We start from the raw sequence: 7543 nt of genomic DNA on the forward strand, positions 1-7543 counted from the left end.
TTTACTGCACTGTCCAGATTATAGAGGCTGGCAAACCCGATTTCTTTTGGTACATCAATAATAATCAGCTTACCACCAGTTTTCAAGGCGGCAAATGCTTTTTGGATACAAACGTCTAAGTCGCTGATATAGCTGATACTACCGTTAAACATAATGATATCGAATTTATCAAACTCAACCTCACTGGTTTCAGCAGGGCTGATATTCACTTGTACACCGCGCTTTTCAGCGATTTCAGCCATGTCTTTTGAAGGTTCAATGCCGTGCTTGATATGAATGTCATACTCTTTTGCTAGTAGCATTTCAAACAAACCACTACCACATCCGATAGACAGTATCTCACTGTCTTTATCTAAAAAATGGGCGACCAGTTTTAGCTCACTGGCCAGCAAGTTCTGGTTGTCCAAAAACCAGCTGTCGTATGCGCCTGCGTGTTCGTCAAATGCTGCCATAATATCTCTCCTTGAGCGTTAAAATTGAAGGTTAAGGGTTGAGCGCTAAAAGTTAAGCGAGTTAAGCGTTAAAAATTGAAAATTAGCTATTAAAATTGGCTATCAAAATCAGCTACCATCGTATTAAGGGTGAAAGTGTTGATGATAAAAGTGGCTAGGGACAAAAAACAGCTCAGCTGTCGTAATATCTAGCACAATCAATACGAGCTACGACAGATCTAACGCCTGTTGCCAAAAGCGAATTTCCATATGTGTGGACGTGTTGAATAGTCGTTGAAACTTAGTCGCTTGATCAGGGTTGGCCTGCGCTAGCAGCGTGTTAATCTGGATTTCGTTTTGTGTGGTGATGGCTTGAAAGTCATCACTTGAAAACACGTCAATCCAAGGTTGGTATGGGTTGTCCGCGACAAAACCTTGCTCTTTGATGCGCTTGCCAATTTCTCCATAGCCCATCAAGCAAGGTGCTATCGCGGCATAGAGTTCGGCAAGAGAGCCTGACATGGCTGTATCTAATATATAACGGCTATAAGCGGTGGTGACGACAGATTCGGCAGCATTCTCGACTTCATCAAGCGGGATATTCCACTGACGACAAAAATCCAAATACATAGCAATTTCCATATCGAGCATGGCATTGACACCAGCTTGACCAACGCGCATTTGTGCCAGCGTGTCACTCTTATACACGCTCAGCGCCATCACACGGGTGTAGTGAATTAGGTACAAATAGTCTTGGATGAGGTAGTGGCAAAAGCTATCAGAGGCGAGCGTACCGGCGGCTAGCTGCTTGACAAAATCGTGCTGAATGTAATCACCCCATGTGGGGCAGTTGTGACGTAGCGTTTGGTAGTCCATAGTCTGTACTTACTTTTTATGAATGGTAAAGAGTATGAAGTAAGCAACTGGTAGAAGGCGATAAGAGGGTATAGTCGTTCCACTATAAAAGTATTACTGAGTTAACCTTGCGTGAAGTATTAGAGATACATCGACACTTGGTTGTCTGGTGATACTTTTAAATTGAAGTGACTACGGGCACAAAAAAGCCACAGGCACAAAAAAGCCACTAGCTTATAGTAACTAAGCTGGTGAGACCTATTTAAGAGATGTGCTATTAAGTGTCACGCTTGTTTCCTACGTCAGTGCTAACTGCATCAGGTTCGCGGGTATGTCTCAGCTTTGATTGCTAAATATCATCAGGTTCAATGCACACAGTTTAGCAGTGACATTGACGACTACAGTGCTATTTGGCAGTAATATAAAAATCAAAGCACCCCGACAAGGTTTCAATATTTCAAGGTTTGTTGATATCGAGATTAGGGTGTGTCTTCATTTTGAAGATATTGAGGACGTGCCCTAATGTACAATTTAATTGAGTCTTAACTGCTTTTAGTCAGAATAAGCAGTCAAGAGCTATAGTAAACGAGTTCAGGTGCTATTTGCAAATGTTGAGCAATGTTTGGCTAGAAATTAGCGCTATCAGAAGTCGGTATGATTGACTTGCTCACTGCTGGCACGAGTTATTCTAGGTAGCTGTTTTTTGGCGCAATGTCAGGTGGAAGTTCAGTTTCTCCCATTGCTTCTAATAAGTTTATTTCAATCGTGCGTGATAAGGCAGTCAGTGGCAACTGGTTGGGCGCAAAGCCAAAGGGATCCTCTAACTCCTCACTTAGGGCATCAAGCCCAAAAAAAGTATAAGCAGTCACCACACAGATGAGAGGTGTTATCCAGCCTAGCGAGGATACCAAGCCAAATGGCAGCATAATACAATACAGATAGGTAGTACGATGTACCAACAGCATGTAGGCAAAGGGCAGTGGTGTGCTATGAATACGCTCACAGGCAGCCAACACCACTGTCATAGAGTGCAGACGTTCATCCATGTTTTGGATCATCTGCTCTGAGGTTAAGCCTAGGCGACGAGCGTCACCAAGCCTTTGACCGAGCAGACCCATCAGATAGTTTGGCAGGTTTTTTGCTTGCCGCATGCTGTTATGATGTGCCGGTGCGACAAAACGCTCGACATCCTGCCATGGTTCGGTATCACGGAGGCGGTGGCGCACCGCGTGAGTAAAAGCAATCGTCAGATGTATCATAGAGCGTTGAATATCACGCTCAGTCTCGGTCTCTGTGTTGATGAAAGACAGTACTTGACGGGTAAAGCTGCGCGCATCGTAGACTAGCTGACCCCACAGGGTACGAGCCTCCCACCAGCGTTGATAACTTGCATTATTACGAAAGCCAAGAAATAATGACAAAGCCACACCCAGTAACGTAAATGGTATAGTACCGTACGCTGGAAAAGTGCTGGGAGACCAGTATTGAATAAGAGTGATAACTGTACTGATGATGGTTACCAGAAAGATCTGCGGATAGATCTTTGGTACGATAGAACCGCGAAGGGCAAAAAATATCTTGAGCGTATTAGGTGTTTGCCGGACGATCATATCAGCTTCCTAGCGAGAGTATTGATAACAATTCGATGATGTAGCGGTGACGTGGCGATGATATAGGCATTGATCAACGTATGCTGATACCATCGCGACCTATCATATCAGTATTTGCCAAGTAGCCAATACCTCAAGTAAAAGATAGTTGACTATTTCTTGTATTGCACAGCAGCAAGTTTCCTATATTGCAAAGCAGTAAGGGAAGGCTGCCAGCACGTTTTAACGGGTTTCTTTTTCACGCAATCTTATTGGGTAGAAAGCTCTTTATCTGCAGTCACCACCGTCCAGCCGTTCTTTTTCATTTTTACTTTGCCTTCATCGTGGGCTCAATAGCAAAAGTCATACCTTGTTTTATCTTTATCCGATACTCTACAATGAAATCATAAATAGACCCATAAAATTGAGGCAAAAAAAAGCCGAGATAATCTCGGCTTTTTGTTCGTATTACGCTTACTCTATTGCTAGTCGTTTTCTAAGAATGAGCGTAAATGTTCTGAGCGTGATGGATGACGCAATTTACGTAGCGCTTTTGCTTCAATCTGACGAATACGCTCACGAGTCACATCGAACTGTTTGCCGACTTCTTCTAGAGTGTGGTCAGTTGGCATATCGATACCAAAACGCATTTTTAATACACGTGCTTCACGCTCTGTAAGATTACCCAGCACACCGCGAGTCGCTTCTTGCAAGCCAGCGGAAGTCGCGTCGTCAACAGGGCTAGAGATAGTGCCGTCTTCGATGAAGTCACCTAAGTGCGAGTCTTCATCATCACCGATAGGCGTTTCCATAGAGATAGGCTCTTTGGCAATCTTTAGAACTTTACGGACTTTGACTTCGTCCATTTCTAAGCGTTCGCCTAATTCCTCAGGGGTAGGCTCGCGACCCATTTCCTGAAGCAGCTGACGTGAGACACGGTTGATTTTGTTAATCGTCTCAATCATGTGTACAGGAATACGGATGGTGCGCGCTTGGTCAGCGATAGAACGGGTGATCGCTTGACGAATCCACCATGTGGCGTAGGTCGAGAACTTATAACCGCGGCGATACTCAAACTTATCAACCGCTTTCATCAGACCGATATTACCTTCTTGAATCAGATCCAAGAATTGTAAGCCACGGTTGGTGTATTTTTTCGCGATAGAGATAACCAGACGTAGGTTGGCCTCAACCATTTCTTTTTTGGCGCGGCGAGCTTTTGCTTCACCAACTGCCATGCGACGTGCCACGTCTTTCATGTCGTGTATCTGCATATCGAGCTGCTGCTCGTAATCACGAATCTTACGTTGTAATAAGATAACGTCATCAGTGACCTTTTCTAACGTAGCAGCAAATGCAGGCTTGCCTTTGATACGCTCGATCAGCCAGTCAACATTGGTTTCGTTGCTAGGGAAGGTTTTACGAAACTCAGTGCGTGGCATACGGCCACGGCGAATAACCAAGCGCATGATTTGGCGTTCTTGCTTGCGGACATCATCGTAGACGTCATGCATGATAGCCATGACTTGGTCTGATAGGCGATTGTTGAGCTTGAGCATCATGAAGCGGTCTGCGAGTAACGCGTATGCCATATCAGCTTGTATGCTACCGCGATCGTAGTCGATCAACGCTTGTTTTGCTTTGATAAATAGAGCTTCGATTTCTTCTAGACGCAAGCGAACTTCTTCTGGATCGAGGCCGCTGGTTTCTTCTTCAGCTTCTTCCTCCTCTTCATCTTCGTCTCCATCATCACGCGCCGCTTTTTCCTCGGCCTTTTTCTTGACGGGTGGGTTTTGCTTTTCTTCTTTGAGGCGTTCTCTTTCTTCTTTCGCTGCTTCTTTCGCTTCTTGGGCGGCGATTTTGTCTTCTTCGGTCTCAGGATCTAAGAACCCCGTGATAACGTCAGACAGTTTTTTGTCACCGTCTTGTACTTTTTGATATTCATCAAGAACAAATTGTACTGTACCAGGCCAATAAGCCATGGCGTGTTGCACGTCACGAATACCTTCTTCGATACGCTTGGCAATGGCGATTTCACCTTCGCGGGTAAGTAGGTCGACGGTACCCATTTCCCGCATGTACATACGCACTGGATCAGTAGTGCGACCAGGCTCAGTCTCAACAGAGGCTAATACTGCTGCGGCCTCATCAGCTGCCATGTCATCATCACTTGAATCATCATTCATCAAGATGTCATCGGCATCAGGGGCAGACTCAAATATTTTGATGCCAACATCAGAAAGCATTTGCACAATATCTTCGATTTGATCGCTTTCGGTAATAGAGTCGGGAAGCTGGTCATTCACTTCAGCATAGGTTAAGTACCCTTGCTCTTTACCCATTTGGATTAAGGTGGCCAGTTGAGATGTGGGCTTAGAAACTGACTTATCGTTCATAAATACTCGCTTACTTGCATCGGACATTTTTATATTGTGACTTACTATCGCTCGTTGGGTGCGTTGATCTTATCAATGTTTTGATCAAAATATGGCGTAGAGATTGTCAATAATACCAAAATGAGTTGATATGAATAAAGGCTCAAATACTACAATGATTTTCTTAAATAAAGCTAAAACGTGAAAATTTGAATGTAAAAACAATACTAAAAATCTGTGCCTAGTGGTGCATGCTAATGCTCATCATTTAGAAAAAATCTGCTGTCAATATGCAGCGAAACATTTTAACACAGACCACAGTAGTCAGGCACTAGCTAGTGGTGTCTACTAACTGTTTTTTTGCTATAAGTGAGAAGTCTGGCACTCTGTGGGCAGCACGTGTCACTTAGTAGCATACTTAGTACTGACCCAGTACTGTTAGGCTGCTGGGCATAATCATTAGTAGTGGGGGCAGCGATGATGCTTTTAAAGGGGTTCGTTTTTTTTCATATAAAATAAGCAAGAGATTTAAGACGGCATTGCGCCCATTTGTGCTGATTGTTCGGCTTGCTGAGCGAGTAACCAGTCATTCAACAATTGTGTCTGCTTACGGACGATTGCTAGCTTGATATGATCAGGGTTTTTTATTAACTCTTGCATCTTTTTTTGCAAATGCAGTTTTAGTAGTTGCATCACTAAGTTTTCGATGAGCTGGTCTAAGCTTAAAATATTTCTGGCCGTCAATGTTTTATAAAACCCAGCCCAGCTACGGCTTAGTTTTTCTTGAGTAACATATTGGACATTGGACAATACAAAATGTGCAGCGGCATTGGCGTCTTTGGGTAAGCAATTCAAGCAGCGTTTAATAGTGCTGACAATATCGAATAGTGCATCGTCTTGTAAGTCTTCCCAAGCCAGTGCACGCAGTGAGTCAGCTGACGCTTTTTGTTTGATATGAGCGGGCAGTTGCAAGTCGATAATTCCTGCTTGTTGCCAAATAGACTCAATCGGGTCTTCAAGTAATGCCCGTGGCTGGAATAAAAAACAAAGTTGCAACTGTTGGCTGATGGTCATATCACCATCAAAATCTAGTAGCGCATCCTTTGCTTCGACATTTTGGCTGCGTTTACCGCCCAGTTTTTGATAAATATCATTATTTAGCAAATAACGGAAGCTACTGCCTTTGGGTAAGGCTGTGGTCAAAGAGCGTACTTGTGACATTAGCTTGGCTTTGCCTTCTGCCAGCTTTAGGTCGTACCGATCACTCAAATAGGCAAAAATATACTGTGATAGCGGCATGGCATTCGTGATCTGCTCACGCATGGCATCACTGCCCTGACTTTTGATAAAAGTATCGGGATCGTGATTGTTTGGTAAAGTTAAAAACCGCAGCTCTTTGTCGTCAGCCAGTACAGGTAGCGCGACTTCTAAAGTACGCCATGCTGCTTTTTGACCAGCACTATCGCCATCGAAGCTCAACGTTAGGGTGGGGTTTAGCGTTAATAGCCGTGAGATCTGGCTTTCGTTAATTGCCGTACCCATCGAAGCGACAGCGCCATATATACCTGCTTGATACAGGGCGATGACATCCATGTAACCTTCGACGACCAGCCAGTCGTTGGCCCGCTGTTGGCGAGATTCATAATATCCATAGAGCACATGCTGCTTATGAAAAACAGGGGAGTCTGAAGAGTTAATATATTTGGGCTTTACTTCGTCATCAAGTGCCCGACCGCCAAAACCGATCGTTCGCCCTTGATTGTCTCGAATTGGGAATATAACCCGATCACGCAATAGGTCGTAATCACGTCCAGATTCAGATTGTCGTACTAAACCTAGTGCTTTAAGCCCCTCTATGTCTTGCGGGAATTGATGCTCAAGATGCTGCCAACCAAAAGGCGCATAGCCCAGGCCGAAGGTTTCTAAGGTATCCTCAGTGAGTCCACGAGATAAGAAATAATGCTTAGCATGAGGATGTTTGCTAAGGTTCTGTTGATAAAACTGCTGCAGCTGCTCTAGCAAGTCATATAGGTTGCCATCTTTGGTGGGCGCGTTGCTATCATTATGCGCATTGCTATCATCGTACAATGCGGCAGTATCATCATTCATCAACCATGATGGGGGCTGGCTAGTATCATTTTGATAGTCTGAGCCATAGTCATCCATGTTATCCATCGAATAAGGCGCTGAATCGTAAGCATCTAAGGGTGGATAATCATGGTAGTTATTTATATCGTTGTTATTTATATCGTTGTTATTTATATCGTTGTTATTTATATCGTTGTTATTTATA

The 7543-nt window shown here is 44.0% G+C and carries 5 protein-coding genes and 1 riboswitch; all 5 genes read right to left on the minus strand.

The annotated features are described in order from the left end of the window. On the minus strand, positions 1-452 hold a 452-nt coding region (locus tag L0J61_RS07630; RefSeq protein ID WP_301465796.1), incomplete at its 3' end, for a class I SAM-dependent methyltransferase. A 207-nt stretch (positions 453-659) separates the two neighbouring features. Continuing rightward, positions 660-1307 (minus strand): thiaminase II, encoded by a 648-nt coding sequence (gene tenA / locus L0J61_RS07635; RefSeq protein ID WP_301465798.1) that lies wholly within the window; start codon positions 1305-1307, stop codon positions 660-662. A 256-nt stretch (positions 1308-1563) separates the two neighbouring features. Beyond that, positions 1564-1737: riboswitch (TPP riboswitch) on the minus strand. Positions 1738-1969: 232 nt separating this feature from the next. Further along, positions 1970-2896, minus strand: coding sequence for a bestrophin family protein (locus L0J61_RS07640; RefSeq protein ID WP_301465800.1), 927 nt, complete (start codon positions 2894-2896; stop codon positions 1970-1972). Positions 2897-3360: 464 nt separating this feature from the next. Then, a complete protein-coding gene (gene rpoD, locus L0J61_RS07645; protein WP_301465802.1) occupies positions 3361-5271 on the minus strand; it encodes an RNA polymerase sigma factor RpoD in 1911 nt (636 codons plus the stop codon). Between the two features lie 507 nt (positions 5272-5778). Then, on the minus strand, positions 5779-7543 hold a 1765-nt coding region (locus L0J61_RS07650; RefSeq protein ID WP_301465804.1), incomplete at its 5' end, for a DNA primase.

The sequence above is a fragment of the Psychrobacter sp. genome (assembly GCF_030457785.1).
Lineage (GTDB): Bacteria > Pseudomonadota > Gammaproteobacteria > Pseudomonadales > Moraxellaceae > Psychrobacter.